The organism is Antarctobacter aquimaris (genome assembly GCF_900184945.1).
GTDB lineage: Bacteria > Pseudomonadota > Alphaproteobacteria > Rhodobacterales > Rhodobacteraceae > Maliponia > Maliponia aquimaris.
In genome coordinates this window covers 1-14,611 of record NZ_FXYF01000005.1, presented here as the reverse complement: position 1 = coordinate 14,611, position 14,611 = coordinate 1, and the positions used below count along the sequence as shown (strand labels likewise).

The following is a 14,611-nucleotide window of genomic DNA, read 5'->3' as shown; positions in this document are numbered from 1 at the left end:
TCAGGACAGCGCAACGATATCCGGGCGCGGACGGTGATCCGGCCGGGCCGGTGGACCGCTGCGGTTTCCGATGCACGGCGCAATGCGCCGCCAACCGGACGGCCGCGCCGCAGTTCCGTCTCATTATGTCGGATTCGCTTTCGCGACGCGGGTCGGAGACCGCTATGGCTTGGGCACCGCGAAACCATCCGCAACGGGAACAACACCAAGATGGCATTCAAGTCCGACATCGAAATCGCCCGCGAGGCCAACAAGAAACCGATCCAGGCGATCGGCGACGTGTTGGGCATCCCGTCCGAACACCTGCTGCCCTATGGTCACGACAAGGCCAAGGTTTCGCAATCCTTCATCGACAGCGTGCAAGGCCGCCCCGACGGCAAGCTGATCCTCGTCACCGCGATCAATCCGACCCCGGCAGGCGAGGGCAAGACGACCACCACCGTGGGCCTGGGCGACGGTCTGAACAAGATCGGTAAGAAGGCAGTGATCTGCATCCGCGAAGCCTCGCTGGGCCCGAATTTCGGCATGAAGGGCGGCGCGGCCGGGGGCGGCAAGGCGCAGGTCGTGCCGATGGAGGAGATGAACCTCCACTTCACCGGCGACTTCCACGCCATCACCTCGGCGCATTCGCTGCTGTCGGCGATGATCGACAACCACATCTACTGGGGCAACGCGCTGGACATCGACCAGCGCCGCGTGGTCTGGCGCCGGGTCGTCGACATGAACGACCGGTCGCTGCGCCAGATCACCTCGTCGCTGGGCGGCGTGGCCAACGGGTTTCCGCGCGAGGACGGTTTTGACATCACCGTGGCCTCCGAGGTCATGGCGATCCTGTGCCTGGCAAAGAACCTAAAGGACCTGGAAAAGCGGCTTGGCGACATGATCGTGGCCTACCGCCGCGACAAGACCCCGGTGTTCTGCCGCGACATCAAGGCCGAAGGCGCGATGACCGTGCTGCTCAAGGACGCGATGCAGCCGAACCTGGTGCAGACGCTGGAAAACAACCCCGCCTTCGTGCACGGCGGTCCCTTTGCCAACATCGCGCACGGCTGCAACTCGGTCATCGCCACGACGACCGCGCTCAAACTGGCCGACTACGTGGTGACCGAGGCCGGTTTTGGTGCCGACCTGGGCGCCGAGAAGTTCATGGACATCAAGTGCCGCAAGGCCGGGCTGAAGCCCGCCGCCGTGGTCATCGTCGCCACCGTGCGGGCGATGAAGATGAACGGCGGCGTCGCCAAGGCCGACCTGGGGGCCGAGAACGTGGACGCGGTCAAGGCGGGCTGTGCCAACCTCGGCCGCCACATCGAGAACATGAAGAAGTTCGGCGTGCCGGCGGTGGTGGGCATCAACCACTTCTTCACCGATACCGATGCCGAGGTGCAGGCGATCAAAGACTATTGCGCCGGCTTGGGCGTCGACGCGATCCTCAACACCCATTGGGCCGAAGGCGGCGCGGGCATCACCGAGACCGCGAAGAAGGTGGTCGAACTGTGCGAAGCCGGCTCGGCCGACTATCGCCCGCTCTACGGTGACGAGTTGTCGCTGGCCGAGAAGATCGAGACCGTCTGCAAGGAAATCTACCGCGCCGACAGCGTCACGATGGACGGGTCGGTCCGTGCGCAGCTGAAGGCCTGGGAAGAGCAGGGGTATGGCAAGCTGCCGGTCTGCATGGCCAAGACGCAGTATTCCTTTACCACCGACCCCAACCGGCGCGGCGCGCCCACCGGCTTCTCGATCCCGGTGCGCGAGGTGCGGCTTTCGGCCGGGGCCGGTTTCGTGGTGGTGGTCTGCGGCGAGATCATGACCATGCCGGGCCTGCCCCGCGTGCCGGCGGCAGAGACGATCCGCCTGAACGAGGATGGGTTGATCGAAGGGCTGTTCTGAGACCGGGACGGGGGCGGACGCTGTTTGCCTTGCGGCAAAGGCGCCCCGCCCGCCGTCCCTCAGGGCGCGCTTGATCCGGGCGGCGCCGTGTCGGATAGGGGGCAGGTCCTGGTTGTGAAGAGGTACACAGATGGCGCGTCCCGCCCCTGACAAGATCGAAACCATGGCAGGCCTGCGGGTCTGCATCGACCAGATCGACAGCGAACTGGTCACGCTGCTGGCCGAACGCGAGCGCTACACCGACCGCGCCCCGGACCTCAAGGCGCGTGAGGGCATCGCGGCGCGCGCCCCGCGCCGGGTCGAGGCGGTGCTGGCCAACGTGCGGGACAAGGCCCGCGCGCGTGGGCTGGATCCGGACCTGGCCGAGGCGATGTGGCGGATCATGATCGAGGCGGTGATTGCCCGCGAAGAGCGGGTGATCGGCAAGGAAGGGATTGACGGATGAGCGCGACGGTGATTGACGGCAAGGCCTTTGCGGCGACGGTCCGGGCAAAAGTGGCGGGCCACGTGGCACGGCTGAAAGAAGAAAACGGCATCACCCCGGGACTGGCCGTGGTGCTCGTGGGGCAGGACCCGGCGTCCCAGGTCTACGTCCGCTCCAAGGGAAAGATGACCGTCGAGGTCGGCATGAACTCCTACGAGCACAAGCTGGAGGCCGACACCTCCGAGGCAGAGCTTCTTGCGCTGATCGACAAGCTGAACAGCGATCCGGCGGTGCATGGTATCCTCGTGCAACTGCCGCTGCCGAAACACCTGGACGAAGACCTGGTGATCAACGCGATTGACCCGGCCAAGGACGTGGACGGCTTTCACATCTCGAACGTCGGCCTGCTGGGGACCGGGCAGAAATCCATGGTGCCTTGCACGCCGCTGGGCTGCCTGATGATGCTGCGCGACCACCACGGGTCGCTCTCCGGCATGGACGCGGTGGTGATCGGCCGGTCCAACATCGTGGGCAAGCCGATGGCGCAGCTGTTGCTGGGCGACAGTTGCACCGTGACCATCGCCCATTCGCGCACGAAAGACCTGCCCGACGTGGTGCGCCGCGCCGATATCGTCGTGGCCGCCGTGGGCCGCCCCGAGATGGTGCCGGGCGACTGGATCAAGCCGGGTGCCACGGTGATCGACGTGGGCATCAACCGCGTCGACGCAGGCGACGGCAAGACCCGGCTGGTCGGCGACTGCCACTATGACAGCTGCGCTGAGGTCGCGGGCGCGATCACCCCGGTGCCGGGCGGTGTCGGGCCGATGACCATCGCCTGCCTGCTGGCCAACACGCTGACAGCCTGCTGCCGGGCGAACGGGCTGGCGGAACCCGAAGGGCTGACCGCCTGAGGGCGCCAGCGGTTTCTTCTGGTCGGAAATATCCCGGGGGTGAATTGGTCCCGGACCTGGTCCGGGGCCAAGAGGGGGCAGCGCCCGCTCTCATCCATCCCAAAGCGCGACACGCTTTTCCCCGCCAGGAATTCAGGGCACAGTCGGTCAGCAACAACATAGGACCGAAGGCATGCGTATTCTGTTCACCGGCGGATCGGGCAAGGCGGGGCGGCACGCGGTCGCCTACCTTGTGCAGCAGGGGCACCGCGTCCTGAATGTCGACCGGGTGCCGCTGGACCTGCCGGGCGTCGACAATCGCATCGCCGACATCACCGACGCCGGCCAGATGTACGACGTCATGAGCAGCTATGCCGGTCTCGATGAACTGGAACCCGGCACCGGGATGCCACGCTTTGACGCCGTGGTGCATTTCGCCGCTGTCCCGCGCATCCTGATCACCTCGGACAACGAGTGTTACCGGGTCAACACTTTAGGCACCTACAACGTCATCGACGCGGCGGTGAAATTCGGCGTGCGCAAGATCGTCTTTGCCTCGTCCGAGACCACTTATGGCGTCTGCTTCGCCAATGGCGAGCGAAAGCCCGACTACCTGCCCATCGACGAGGACCACCCGACCGTGCCCGAGGACAGCTATGCCATGTCCAAGGTCTGCAACGAGGCGACGGCGCGCAGCTTTCAGCGCCGCACGGGGTTCGACATCTACGGTCTCAGGATCAACAACGTGATCGAGCCGCACGAGTATGCGCAGAATTTCCCCGCCTACATGGCCGATCCGTCGCTGCGGCGGCGCAATATTTTTGCCTATATCGACGCGCGCGACCTGGGCCAGATGGTCGACTGCTGCCTTGCCACCGACGGGCTGGGCTACCAGGTGTTCAACGTCTCGAACGACGATCATTCCGTGGCGCTGACCTCATCCGAGCTGATCGCGCGCTACTACCAGGGCATCCCGGTCTGCGAGGTCGGCGAGACCGAGACCTTTTACTCGAACCGCAAGGCGCGCGAGATGTTGGGGTTTCGTCCCGCGCACAGCTGGCGGATGTACCTGGAGGATCCCGCGTAGGGCCTCAGCCCTCCCGCAGCGGCACGCGGACCATGGTGCCGGTCAGGCGGGCGATATGGGTCTCGGCCCCGTCGCGGAGCGCGTAGACATCGGCCTGCGTGACCAGCATCCGCTTGCCCGGCTTGATCACCGTGCCGCGTGCGACAAGGCGCTCTCCCAGGCCCGGCGCAAGAAAGTGGATCGCCATTTCCGAGGTCACCACGTCGCTGTCGGCGTCCAGCATCGTCACCGCCGCATACCCGGCCGCGCTGTCACCGATGCAAAAGGCCAGCCCGCCGTGCGCATAGCCCTGCTGCTGCGACACCTTTGGGCCGATGGGCGCCTCGATCTCGACCAGCCCGGGTTCGACGCGGGTCAGCCGCGCGCCAAGCGTGACCAGCATGCCCTGCCGGGCGAGATTCGTGCGGATGCGGGTTTCCAGGTCCATGGCAAAGACTTGCCTGCTGCCGCGCGGCTCTACAAGAGCCTCTTGCGGCGGCATGCGGGCATGCCAATATCTGACAGCGCGCCCGCATCGTGCGGCACGCCCGTCGATCAACGGAGAATCGACATGTTCCTGCTTGAGGGCGTCATCGCCCTTTTCGCGGCCTTTGCGCTCTACACTCTTGCCTCTTTCCTCCATCACCGCGAAACCTCGCCCGCCTGGCTTCGGGGGCAGCTGTTTGCCTCAGTTGTGGGGATGTCGCTGGTCGCCATCGTCCCGGCCGGGGTCGGCCTGGTCACCTATGGACTGGGGGAGCCGATGACCACGGCGTCGCGCATCGGCCTGGCTGGCCTGGCGCTGCTGCCACTGGCGATGGTGCCGCTGGTGCGCGCCGTCAGGTAAGCGCCCGGCGCGGCATCGGGATGGCCACGGGGCGGGCGCCGGTCAGGATCGCCCGGGCCGTGGCCCCCATGAGCGCCGACAGCACCGGGCTGTCGCAGGACAGCCCGCCGGTGTAGGCGCCATAGGCCGGCAGGATCAGCCGCACCTCGTCCACCAGGAAACAGGGCCGGGTCAGGCTCCGTCCCCGGGCGCAAAGCCGCGCCTTGGGGTGATAGTGGCCCGACACCTCGGCCTGTCCCTCCGGTGTGGCGATGTGGCGAAAGACCAGCGCCGCCTCCCGGTGCTCGGCCCGGTGATGCCCTTTCAGCGTCACCGGGGCGGGATCGTGATTGCCCGCGATCCAGGTCCAGTCGCGCCCGGCCTGCAGGCGGGTCAGCCAGGTCAGGTCGTCCTCGGGCAGGACGGCGTCTATCCCGGGCGCGTCAAAGCTGTCGCCGAGGCAGATCACCCGCCGCGCCCCGGTCGCCGCCAGGTCGGCGTCCAGCCGGTGCAGCGTCTCGCGCGTCTCGTAGGGCGGCAGCTGCGCGCCGCCCACGGCCGAAAGACGGGCGGATTTGCCCAGGTGCAGGTCCGACACCACCAGCAGGCTCTGGTCCGGCCAGTGCAACGCGCCCGAGGGCAGGGTGCGCAACTCGGCCCCGTGAAAGGTGAAGGCGTGGGTGTTCATGCTGTGTTCTTGACACCTGCGCGCCGCATCGGCAAGCCCCCGGAGCGCCCCGACTGTGTTATGCTGGACCTGTGCCCCAGGCGCGCCGAACCCGGCCCGTCCTGTCGCGCACCCCACATCGAAGGAGCGCCGCCATGATCATGCGCATTTTCCAGGTCTCGGTCCGCCCCGGAAAGGAGGCCGAGTTTGCCCGGTTCTTCCACGAAATCGCCATCCCGCTGATCCGCGAAACCGACGGCGTGGTGCAGGTTCTTCCGGGCGCGGCGCGGCCGGACAGCCCGGGCGACTTCAGCCTCGTCATGGTCTGGCGCGATCTCGACAGCCTCAAGGCCTTTGTCGGGGACGACTACACCTCCGCCCACATCGCCCCGGAGGAGGAGGACCTCGTCGCCCACCGCCTGATCCGCCACTACGACCTTGTCGACGCCTGAGACCTAGAACGGCACCCGCCAGGCGCGCGGCTTGACCTCGACCTGCGCCAGCCCGCTTTCGTCCAGCAGCCGGGTGATTTCCTCTTCCATCAGCCGTTCGTCGGCGGACCCCCGCACCGGCACGCGGCCCGGTTCCAGGAACAGCGGCGCGGCCAGCGGCGTGACCCGCGACAGGCGCAGGTGGTCGATGCGGTCGCCGACGCGCTGGCACATCTCGCGGATGCGGGCAAAGTCCACCAGCCCGCGCATCGCTTCCTCGCGGGTGATCTGCATCAGCAGGTGGTCGGGATCGTATTTCAGCAGCGTGTCATAGAGGATGTCCGACGACATGGTCGCCTGCCGCCCGGTCTTGCGCTGCCCGCCCACCTGCCGCTCGATCAGCCCGGCGATGGTGGCCGAGGCCCTGAACGTCCGCTTCATCACCGCGTTGCCCGCCAGCCAGCTGTCCAGCCCTGCTTCCAGCGCCACAAGGTCGAACAGCGGCGCAGGGTCGGTCACCGCATCCAGCCCCCAGATCAGCGTGGCATAGTCGGTGGCGACAAAGCCCATCGGCGCCAGCCCCATTTCCTCCATCCTCTTGGTCAGGAGCAGGCCCAGCGTCTGCTGCGCGTTGCGCCCGGCAAAGCCGTAGACCACCAGCTGCTGCCGCCCGTCGTGCGGGAAACTCTCGACCAGCAGGCGCCCCGGCTCCGGCAGGCGCGACACCCGGCGTTGCAGGCGCAGCCACTCGGCTGTGTGGGGCGGCAGGTCGGGCCAGTCGTCCTGCCGGAACATCCGCAGGATGCGGTCCGACAGCTGCGTCGAGGTGGAAAACTTGGTGCCCATGAATGTGGCGATCTTGGGCTTGCGCCCCGGGTCGCGGGTGACCTCGACGGTCAGCTCGCGCAGCCCCTCGTAGCGCACGATCTGCCCGCCGATCAGAAAGGTGTCGCCCTTGGTCAGCGAGGCGGCAAAGCCTTCCTCGATCTCGCCCAGCGGGGCGCCACCGCGGCCGCGCCACTTCACCTTCAGCGTGTCGGTGTCCTGGATCGTGCCAATGTTCTGGCGGATGCGCAGGGCCGAGCGCGGGTCGCGCAGCCGCCATTTCCCGTCAGGGCGCTGCTGCAAACGCTTCCACTGGTCGTAGGCGCGCAGCGCGTAGCCGCCGGTGGCGCAGAAGTCGAGGCAGGCATCGAACTGCGCCCGCGTCAGTCCCGCATAGGCCCCCGCGCCGCGCATTTCCTCATACAGCGCATCGGCGTCAAAGGGCCCCGAGGCGGCGGCGATCAGGATGTGCTGGCAGAGCACGTCGCGTGGCCCCGGTCCGCGCGGGTCGCCGTCCAGGTCATGCGCCTTGACCGCTTCAAGTGCTGCCAGGCATTCGACCACCTCGAAACGGTTTGCCGGCACCAGGATCGCCTTTGACGGCGCGTTGTAGCGGTGATTGGCGCGCCCGATCCGTTGCACCAGCCGCTTGACGTTCTTCGGCGCGCCAACCTGGATCACCAGGTCCACGTCGCCCCAGTCGATGCCAAGGTCGAGGCTGCCGGTGCAGACGATCGCCCGCAATTGCCCGGCGACCATGGCGGCCTCCACCTTTTCCCGCTGGCCACGGTCGAGCGAGCCGTGGTGAATGCCGATCGGCAGCGCGTCCTCGTTGGCCAGCCAGAGGTTGTGAAAGTAGATTTCCGCCTGCGCGCGGGTGTTATGAAAGATCAGCGTGGTGCGATGGCGCTTGACCTGCTCCAGCACCGCCGGGATGGAATAGGCCGCCCCGCCGCCGGACCAGGGCGGCGCCTCCTCGGTGACCAGCATCGAGATATCGGGATCCGGGCCGGGATCGGCCTCGAGGATCTCGCAGGGCGCCCCGCGATGCGACAGGAAACGCGCGATGGCGCCCGGATCCTCCACCGTGGCGGACAGGCCGACCCGGCGCAGCCCCGGGCACAGCGCCTGCAACCGCGCCAGCGCCAGCATCAGCTGGTCGCCGCGCTTGCTTTCCGACAGCGCGTGGATCTCGTCCACAACGACCCGTTGCAGCCCGGCGAACATGCGCGGCGCATCCTCGTAGGAGGTCAGCAGGGCCAGGCTTTCCGGCGTGGTCAGCAGGATGTGCGGCGGATCGGCGCGCTGCCGCCGCTTGCGGCTGGCGGGGGTGTCGCCGGTGCGGTCCTCGACCCGGATCGGCAGACCCGCCTCCTCGATCGGGATCAGCAGGTTGCGCCGGATGTCGGCGGCCAGCGCCTTCAGCGGCGAGATGTAGAGCGTGTGCAGCCCGCCACGCGGCGCTGCGGTCAGCTCCGCCAGGGTCGGCAGGAACCCGGCCAGCGTCTTGCCGCCGCCGGTGGGAGCGATCAGCAGCAGCGCGGACGCCTCGGCCCGCGCCAGCATCGCGCGCTGGTGCGGGTGCATCCGCCAGCCGCGCGTGTCGAACCAGTCCTGCAAGGAAGAGGGAAGTGTCGCCATGGCCGAGACATAACCCGGCAGGGGCAAAAGAAAAACAGGCACGGCAAGCGAGGGGCCAGCCCCTCGCGCTCCCCGAGGTATTTGTCAAACCAAAGAAACTGGACGTGGTGACACCTGGCTTCGTCCCGCCAGGCATCAGGCTTCTTTGGTTTCTCAAATACCTCGGGGGGAATTGGCCGCAGGCCAAGGGGGCGGAGCCCCCGCGCGCGGCGTCAGCCGCGCGCCCCCGGGCGACGCCGCAGGCGGCGCAACACCTCTTTCCTTTCCCGCCGCCATCCGGTTTCCTGCCGCCGGGGAGGACGGACATGCTAACAGGCATCCGCATCGTCGAATTCGAAGCCTTGGGACCGGCGCCCTTCGCTGCCATGCACCTGGCCGATCTCGGCGCCGAGGTGATCGTGATCCAGCGCAAGGGCGGCGAGACCAATCCGGCCAAGCAGGGTCCGCGCCTGCTGGATCGCGGCAAACGGGCAATCGCGCTCGATCTCAAGGCCCCCACCGACCTGGACACCGCCCGCGCGTTGATCCGCAGCGCCGACGGCCTGATCGAAGGTTTGCGCCCCGGCGTGATGGAGCGGTTGGGCCTGGGCCCCGACGATACCCGGGCGCTGAACCCGGGCCTGGTCTACGGCCGGATGACCGGCTGGGGCCAGCACGGGCCCAAGGCGCGCCAGGCGGGGCATGACCTCAATTACCTCGGCCTGTCGGGCGCCCTGTTCTACGCCGGGCTGCCGGGTCAGGTGCCCGGCGTGCCGCCGACTCTGCTGGGCGACATCGGGGCAGGGGCGCTCTATCTCACCGTGGGGTTGCTGGCGGGGTTGGTGCAGGCGCGGGCGACCGGGCGCGGCACCGTGGTGGATGCTGCCATCGTCGATGGCGCACAGCACATGATGGCGCTGCTGCGCTCGCTGGGGCCGCAGTTCGACACCGGCGCGCGGGGGCGGTCGCTGCTGGACGGGCCGCACTGGTCACGCTGCTACGTCTGTGCCTGCGGCGGACATATGGCGGTGCAGTGCCTCGAGCCGAAGTTCTACGCCCAGTTCCTCGACACCTTGGGGCTGGGCGACGATCCGGGTTTTGCCCGGCAGTTCGACACGGCGCAGTGGCCGGTCCTGACCGCACGGCTGGCCGGGATCTTCGCCGGGCAGAGCCGCGATCATTGGGCAGCACAGTTTGACGGCAGCGATGCCTGCGTCGCCCCGGTGCTCAGCCCGGACGAGGCGGCGCGCGATCCGCATATGGTGGCGCGCGGACACGGGGCGGGCGCCGCGCTGCCCGCGCCGCGCTTTGACGGTGCGGTGTCCGTGCCGGGGCCGGTGCCGGACCCGGGACACGACGGCGCGGCGATCCTGCGGGAGTTGAGAGAGAAAGGGTGGCTATGACCGAGGCCGAGACATTTGCCGCGCTGCTGAAGGCGCGGTTTTCCTGCCGGGGGTTCATGCCCGACCCGGTGCCGCGCGACGTGATCGAAGACGCGCTGGCCGATGCGCAGCACGTGGCCTCCTGGAACAACGTGCAACCCTGGCAGGTGATCGCCCTGTCACCGGAGGAAACGGCCGGTTTTGCCACGGCCCTCTCCGCCAATGCCGAGACCGCAACGCACCAGAGCGACATCCCCTTTCCGCTGCGCTACGAAGGCATCTACAAGGAGCGGCGCCGTGCCTGTGGCTGGCAGCTCTACGACGCCGTCGGCGTGCAGAAGGGCGACCGCGCAGCCTCGGGGCGGCAGATGCGCGAGAACTTCCGCCTGTTCGGCGCGCCCAACTGCCTGCTGGTCACCACGCCGAAGGACCTGGGCGCCTACGGCGTGCTCGACTGCGGGGCCTACGTGATGGCGGTGATGCTGGCGTTGCAGGCGCGCGGCGTCGCCAGCATCGCGATGGCGGCGGTGGCCAGCTTTGCGCCCTTTGTCCGCGCGCGCTACGGCATCGCCGAGGACCGCGACCTCGTGTGCGCGGTGGCCTTCGGTTACGCCGATCCCGATCACCCGGCCAACAGCTACCGCACAACGCGCGCGGGGCTGGACGAGGTGGTGGACTGGCGCTGAGCCTGCGCGGGTTCAGCCACCCGCCTCCTCCAGCCGGTCGGTCGCCGGGGGCGGTGTCGCGCTGAGGGCGGAGAGCCGGGCGTAGAGCGTCGGGTCCAGCGTCAACGACATGGCCGCCAGCGAGGGCGCCAGCTGCGCCGCGTTGCGGGCCGACAGGATCGGCGCGGGCCGGGCAGGGTGCGCCGCGACCCAGGCCACCGCCAGCGTCGCCGCCTGGGTGCCCAGCTCGGCCGCCAGCTCACTCAGCGCGCGGGCGCTGTCGTGCATCTCGGGGCGGCCGTAGCGGGCGGCATAGCGTTCGTCCTCGATCAGCCGGCCGGTGCCGCCGCTGGCATATTTGCCGGTCAACAGCCCGCCACCCAGGGGCGAATAGGGCACCGGGACGATGCCTTCCGCCGTGCACATCGGCAAGAGCTCGACCTCGGCCTGCCGCTTGACCAGGTTGTACATCGGCTGGATCACGTCGATCCGCGTGCCCAGGCGCGCGGCGACGCATTGCGCCTTCATCACCTGCCAGGCGGCGTAGTTGGACACGCCGATATGGCGGATGTGGCCCGCCGATTGCAGCCCGGCCAGCGTCTCGAAGGTTTCCTCCAGCGGCGTGCCATCGTCCCAGCGGTGCATGTAGAAGAGGTCGATCACCTCCATGCCCAGCCGCCGCCGGCTGTCGTCGAAGGTGGTCAGGATGTTGTCGCGGCTGGCCCCACCCTCGTAGCCCGCCTTGGTCGCGATGAAGAGGCTGTCGCGCTCGGCAGCGGCAAAGCGGCCCAGCATACGCTCGGACTCGCCGCCGGTGTAGACATGGGCGGTGTCGAAATGGGTGATGCCCGAGGCGCGGCAGGCCTCGAACATGGCGCGGCTGTCGGGTTCGGAGGCGCGGCCACCGAACTGCATGCAGCCAAAGGCAAAGCGGGCGGGCGTCGCGCCCGAAAGCGTGGTCAGGGTCATGGCGCGACAGTGCCACGGGCACAGCATGGCGCAAAGGGGTTTCCGCCACCCGGCGGGGCGGGGTGACAGGAATCTCGACAGGCGGGCAGACCGGTGCCATGCTGGTGGGGAAAGGAGCCGCTCCGATGCACCTTCTCCCCCGCCTTGCCGGACTTGCCGCGTTTGGCGCGGCGCTGGCCCTGCCGCTGGTCGGCAGCGCGGGTGAAAGCTGTACCGAGGACGCGATGATCGTCTTTGACGGCTCGGGCTCCATGGCCGAGATCGGCTACAACGCCATCGGCGTGCCGCGCATCTCCGAAGCGCGGCTGGCGATGCAGCGGGTCATCCCCCGGATCGCGGCGCAGCGCCGGCTGGGGCTGGTGATCTACGGCCCCTTCGGCGACCGCACCTGCGTCAACACCGACCTGCGCTTTTCGCCGATGTGGCAGGCCGCGCCGCGCATCCTGGCCGATGTGGAGGCGCTGAACCCGGCGGGCGGCACCTCGCTGACCGAAAGCGTCAAGCGGGCGGCCGAGGCGCTGCACTACAGGGACACGCCCGGCACCGTGGTCGTCGTGACCGACGGCAAGGAGACCTGCGGCGGCGCGCCCTGCCAGCTGGCCGCCGAGATCGCGGCCATTGCGCCCTGGCTGACCGTGCACGTGATCGGCTTCAAGGTGCGGGGCGACCATTTCGACTGGTCCCGACCGGACGATCCGGAGGCGACGACCGTCGCGCGCTGCCTCGCGGACGAGACCGGCGGCAAATACGTCCGCGCCGAGACGGTGGATGAGCTGATCGGCGCGTTGCAGCTGACGCTGGGCTGCACGGTCATGGGATCGATTTTGGGGCAATCGGTCGTTCGGCTGCGCTGAGCGCGCGATCCTTCCCCGGCACACCGTGCTTTGCCGAGGACCCCGCCCGTGGCAGTCTTCTGGCATTGGCCGTCCCGACCCGGGACCGTGTTCGTTTCACGGAGGATTTGACATGAGATTTCGCCTTGCCCCGCTTGCCGTGCTGCTGTGTGCCGCGCTGCCCGTCGCCGCACAGGACGCCGGGATGATCGTCACCAAGGCGAAGGATGTGCTCGAGGTCGAAGTCTCATCCGCCGTGACCGCCAGCTTTGTCGATCCCTTCAGGGAACTGTCGATCGCGGACCCGGAGATCGCCGATATCGCCACGCTGTCGGACACCCTGGTCTATGTGCTGGGCAAATCGGTGGGGGTGACCACGCTGACGCTGATCTCGGGCACGACCCCCGTGGACGCCCGGCATGTCCGGGTCGCGGTCTACCGTGACACCGCGCCGATGCAGGCTTTCCTGTCCTCCGTCACGGATGTCACGCTGGCGCGCGACGGTGCGGTGGTCACGCTGGCCGGCTGCGCCGGTGGCGCGCGGGCACGGGCGGCGGTCGACGGCGTGACCGCGCAGTTGCAGGCCTGGGGATATGTCATCCTGTCCGATGTCGGCGACTGCTGAGGTCGGGCGGCATCGCCCGGGCACATCTGCCTGATCTTTCATGGTCCTGCGCCACCGACCTGCCTATGGTGGGCGCTCAACAGGATTTTGGAAAGGCCGATTTGATGAAGCTTGCGACAGTGCTGGCAGCCATTGCCCTGACCGCTGCGACGGTCGAGGCAGGCGAGATCACGACCCAAGGCGACATGTTTTCCGAATGCACCTACAAGTTCGAAGGCCGTCTGGAACCGGGCGACGCCGGCAAGGTGGCGGAGCTTGACACCTTTGGATCGGCCGGGGCCTCGCTGTGCCTGAACAGCCCGGGCGGGTCGCTGCCCGAAGGCATCAAGATGTTCGACGTGATCTGGTCCAGGCAGATGCACACCCGCGTGCTGAGCGGCGATATCTGCGAATCCGCCTGCGCCATCGCCTGGCTGGGCGGCGGTGTCACAATGGGAACGGCGCCGGCCCGCATTCCGTCGCGCAGCATCGAGCCGGGGGCCTTGCTGGGTTTTCACGCGCCCCGGCTGGATTTGCCCGAGGGGGGCAGCTACCCGGCGGAACAGGTCGAGCAGGCGTTTCGCATCGCGCTGAAATCGGCCGAGGGGCTGTTCGACATCAAGCTGACCACGCAGGACAGCGCAGGGGCGCTGAACGATTTTCTCTACGCGCGCATCCTCGAGACGCCGGGCGACAGGATGTTCCATATCACCACGTTGGCCGAGGCGCTGATGTCCAATGTCCTGGTCTCGGCGGTGCGCGCGCCGGAAAAGATCCTGACGGCGAACCTCGTTCACCTGTGCGAAAACGCCTGGCTGGTGCAGCGCGGCGTCGACGTGACGCTGGACGATGCCGCCCACCACCTGACCCTGCTGCGGCGCGGGGCGGTGACAGGTGAGCGGGTCAAATACATCAACGCAGCGACCTGGGTGGTCCGGATGGACGTCGAGCAGCGGTCGCAATACCTCTGCGTGATCGGCGACAGCGACTTCGGCTTCTACCTGCAGCAGGCCAGGGATTTCAACACGGCACCGGCTTACATCAACGGTGGGGCCGAGCCGCCGACGATCCGGATGGGCTTGCAGCAGGTGGACTCCAGGCAGACCGTCGAACAGGTGTGGAAAGAGGTCGAAGACGGCCTTGGACAGGCCCTGGCGACGGTCGATATGCCGCATTATGCGCTGCTGGACGGGGCGACAGCGCTGGCAGACCTGCCGCGCCGCTAGAGCGTTTCGCGATCAATCGGCCTCATATCCGGCTGCCTTGAAGTCGTTGTAGCACTCCTCGTCGGAGAAGAGGCCGCAGACGTGTCCGACAGCCGCCCATAGTTGATCGTAGGTTCGTGCAGCAGCTTTCCTGATCAGCGCCTTGAGCTTCGAGAACGCCATCTCGATTGATGGTGTGGATGGCTCCTGCTCCCGGCGTCGCGATGCGCCATGATGGGGTGTCATTGTCCCAACTGGAGGAGCCATCCATGTTCGAAGTTGGCACAGTCGGAATTGATCTCGCCAAGAATGTCATT

At 67.9% G+C, this 14,611-nt stretch carries 16 protein-coding genes; 11 read left to right on the top strand and 5 right to left on the bottom strand.

Going from position 1 to position 14,611, the window contains the following annotated elements:
* The first annotated feature begins 210 nt into the window (after positions 1–210).
* From MAA8898_RS10160 to MAA8898_RS10145, 4 genes are all read left to right on the top strand, one after another.
* Positions 211–1,887, top strand: coding sequence for a formate--tetrahydrofolate ligase (locus tag MAA8898_RS10160; protein ID WP_094020905.1), 1,677 nt, complete (start codon positions 211–213; stop codon positions 1,885–1,887).
* Positions 1,888–2,017: 130 nt separating this feature from the next.
* Complete coding sequence (locus MAA8898_RS10155) at positions 2,018–2,332, top strand: chorismate mutase (RefSeq protein ID WP_245853348.1); 315 nt, start codon at positions 2,018–2,020, stop codon at positions 2,330–2,332.
* Positions 2,329–3,222, top strand: coding sequence for a bifunctional methylenetetrahydrofolate dehydrogenase/methenyltetrahydrofolate cyclohydrolase FolD (folD, locus tag MAA8898_RS10150; RefSeq protein ID WP_094020904.1), 894 nt, complete (start codon positions 2,329–2,331; stop codon positions 3,220–3,222). Before MAA8898_RS10155 ends, folD begins: the two co-directional genes overlap by 4 nt.
* A gap of 172 nt (positions 3,223–3,394) precedes the next feature.
* Positions 3,395–4,288, top strand: a complete 894-nt coding sequence (locus tag MAA8898_RS10145; RefSeq protein WP_094020903.1) for an NAD-dependent epimerase/dehydratase family protein — start codon at positions 3,395–3,397, stop codon at positions 4,286–4,288.
* 4 nt (positions 4,289–4,292) lie between these two features.
* Here MAA8898_RS10145 and MAA8898_RS10140 read toward each other — a convergent pair whose 3' ends face one another.
* Positions 4,293–4,715 carry a PaaI family thioesterase gene (locus tag MAA8898_RS10140; RefSeq protein ID WP_094020902.1) on the bottom strand — a complete coding sequence of 141 codons (423 nt, stop codon included), beginning with the start codon at positions 4,713–4,715 and terminating at the stop codon, positions 4,293–4,295.
* Between the two features lie 123 nt (positions 4,716–4,838).
* On the opposite strand from MAA8898_RS10140, the gene MAA8898_RS10135 reads away from it, so the two are divergent.
* A complete protein-coding gene (locus MAA8898_RS10135) occupies positions 4,839–5,114 on the top strand; it encodes a hypothetical protein (RefSeq protein WP_094020901.1) in 276 nt (91 codons plus the stop codon).
* On the opposite strand, the gene pdeM is transcribed toward MAA8898_RS10135, so the two are convergent.
* Entirely contained in the window at positions 5,107–5,781 is a 675-nt protein-coding gene (gene pdeM, locus MAA8898_RS10130) for a ligase-associated DNA damage response endonuclease PdeM (protein WP_094020900.1), read from the bottom strand. The genes MAA8898_RS10135 and pdeM overlap by 8 nt on opposite strands.
* 134 nt (positions 5,782–5,915) lie before the next feature.
* Between pdeM and MAA8898_RS10125 the strand changes: the two genes are divergently transcribed.
* Positions 5,916–6,212: an antibiotic biosynthesis monooxygenase family protein gene (locus MAA8898_RS10125; protein ID WP_094020899.1), complete on the top strand. Its 297-nt coding sequence runs from the start codon at positions 5,916–5,918 to the stop codon at positions 6,210–6,212.
* A gap of 3 nt (positions 6,213–6,215) precedes the next feature.
* Here MAA8898_RS10125 and MAA8898_RS10120 read toward each other — a convergent pair whose 3' ends face one another.
* Positions 6,216–8,657, bottom strand: a complete 2,442-nt coding sequence (locus MAA8898_RS10120) for a ligase-associated DNA damage response DEXH box helicase (protein WP_094020898.1) — start codon at positions 8,655–8,657, stop codon at positions 6,216–6,218.
* Between the two features lie 305 nt (positions 8,658–8,962).
* Between MAA8898_RS10120 and MAA8898_RS10115 the strand changes: the two genes are divergently transcribed.
* Together MAA8898_RS10115 and MAA8898_RS10110 are read left to right on the top strand one after the other, a co-directional pair.
* Positions 8,963–10,039: a CaiB/BaiF CoA transferase family protein gene (locus MAA8898_RS10115; protein ID WP_094020897.1), complete on the top strand. Its 1,077-nt coding sequence runs from the start codon at positions 8,963–8,965 to the stop codon at positions 10,037–10,039.
* Entirely contained in the window at positions 10,036–10,704 is a 669-nt protein-coding gene (locus MAA8898_RS10110) for a nitroreductase (protein ID WP_094020896.1), read from the top strand. The genes MAA8898_RS10115 and MAA8898_RS10110 overlap by 4 nt, the downstream gene beginning before the upstream one ends.
* 12 nt (positions 10,705–10,716) lie before the next feature.
* Here MAA8898_RS10110 and MAA8898_RS10105 read toward each other — a convergent pair whose 3' ends face one another.
* On the bottom strand, positions 10,717–11,652 hold the full coding sequence (locus MAA8898_RS10105; RefSeq protein ID WP_094020895.1) for an aldo/keto reductase: 936 nt from the start codon (positions 11,650–11,652) through the stop codon (positions 10,717–10,719).
* 125 nt (positions 11,653–11,777) lie between these two features.
* Between MAA8898_RS10105 and MAA8898_RS10100 the strand changes: the two genes are divergently transcribed.
* The 3 genes from MAA8898_RS10100 to MAA8898_RS10090 all read left to right on the top strand — a co-directional run bounded on the left by MAA8898_RS10100 (position 11,778) and on the right by MAA8898_RS10090 (position 14,315).
* On the top strand, positions 11,778–12,506 hold the full coding sequence (locus MAA8898_RS10100) for a vWA domain-containing protein (protein ID WP_245853347.1): 729 nt from the start codon (positions 11,778–11,780) through the stop codon (positions 12,504–12,506).
* A 112-nt stretch (positions 12,507–12,618) separates the two neighbouring features.
* Positions 12,619–13,110: a pilus assembly protein N-terminal domain-containing protein gene (locus MAA8898_RS10095; protein WP_094020894.1), complete on the top strand. Its 492-nt coding sequence runs from the start codon at positions 12,619–12,621 to the stop codon at positions 13,108–13,110.
* A gap of 104 nt (positions 13,111–13,214) precedes the next feature.
* Complete coding sequence (locus tag MAA8898_RS10090; RefSeq protein WP_094020893.1) at positions 13,215–14,315, top strand: hypothetical protein; 1,101 nt, start codon at positions 13,215–13,217, stop codon at positions 14,313–14,315.
* A gap of 12 nt (positions 14,316–14,327) precedes the next feature.
* Here the strand turns inward: MAA8898_RS10090 and MAA8898_RS25775 are convergent, their stop codons facing one another.
* A complete protein-coding gene (locus tag MAA8898_RS25775) occupies positions 14,328–14,540 on the bottom strand; it encodes a hypothetical protein (protein WP_141194824.1) in 213 nt (70 codons plus the stop codon).
* Positions 14,541–14,611: the final 71 nt, after the last annotated feature.

Bases quoted from the DNA above. Each gene is read 5' to 3' on its own strand.
- MAA8898_RS10160 (WP_094020905.1), top strand. From the start codon at position 211: ATGGCATTCAAGTCCGACATCGAAATCGCCCGCGAGGCCAACAAGAAA.
- MAA8898_RS10155 (WP_245853348.1), top strand. From the start codon at position 2,018: ATGGCGCGTCCCGCCCCTGACAAGATCGAAACCATGGCAGGCCTGCGG.
- folD (WP_094020904.1), top strand. From the start codon at position 2,329: ATGAGCGCGACGGTGATTGACGGCAAGGCCTTTGCGGCGACGGTCCGG.
- MAA8898_RS10145 (WP_094020903.1), top strand. From the start codon at position 3,395: ATGCGTATTCTGTTCACCGGCGGATCGGGCAAGGCGGGGCGGCACGCG.
- MAA8898_RS10140 (WP_094020902.1), bottom strand. From the start codon at position 4,715: ATGGACCTGGAAACCCGCATCCGCACGAATCTCGCCCGGCAGGGCATG.
- MAA8898_RS10135 (WP_094020901.1), top strand. From the start codon at position 4,839: ATGTTCCTGCTTGAGGGCGTCATCGCCCTTTTCGCGGCCTTTGCGCTC.
- pdeM (WP_094020900.1), bottom strand. From the start codon at position 5,781: ATGAACACCCACGCCTTCACCTTTCACGGGGCCGAGTTGCGCACCCTG.
- MAA8898_RS10125 (WP_094020899.1), top strand. From the start codon at position 5,916: ATGATCATGCGCATTTTCCAGGTCTCGGTCCGCCCCGGAAAGGAGGCC.
- MAA8898_RS10120 (WP_094020898.1), bottom strand. From the start codon at position 8,657: ATGGCGACACTTCCCTCTTCCTTGCAGGACTGGTTCGACACGCGCGGC.
- MAA8898_RS10115 (WP_094020897.1), top strand. From the start codon at position 8,963: ATGCTAACAGGCATCCGCATCGTCGAATTCGAAGCCTTGGGACCGGCG.
- MAA8898_RS10110 (WP_094020896.1), top strand. From the start codon at position 10,036: ATGACCGAGGCCGAGACATTTGCCGCGCTGCTGAAGGCGCGGTTTTCC.
- MAA8898_RS10105 (WP_094020895.1), bottom strand. From the start codon at position 11,652: ATGACCCTGACCACGCTTTCGGGCGCGACGCCCGCCCGCTTTGCCTTT.
- MAA8898_RS10100 (WP_245853347.1), top strand. From the start codon at position 11,778: ATGCACCTTCTCCCCCGCCTTGCCGGACTTGCCGCGTTTGGCGCGGCG.
- MAA8898_RS10095 (WP_094020894.1), top strand. From the start codon at position 12,619: ATGAGATTTCGCCTTGCCCCGCTTGCCGTGCTGCTGTGTGCCGCGCTG.
- MAA8898_RS10090 (WP_094020893.1), top strand. From the start codon at position 13,215: ATGAAGCTTGCGACAGTGCTGGCAGCCATTGCCCTGACCGCTGCGACG.
- MAA8898_RS25775 (WP_141194824.1), bottom strand. From the start codon at position 14,540: ATGACACCCCATCATGGCGCATCGCGACGCCGGGAGCAGGAGCCATCC.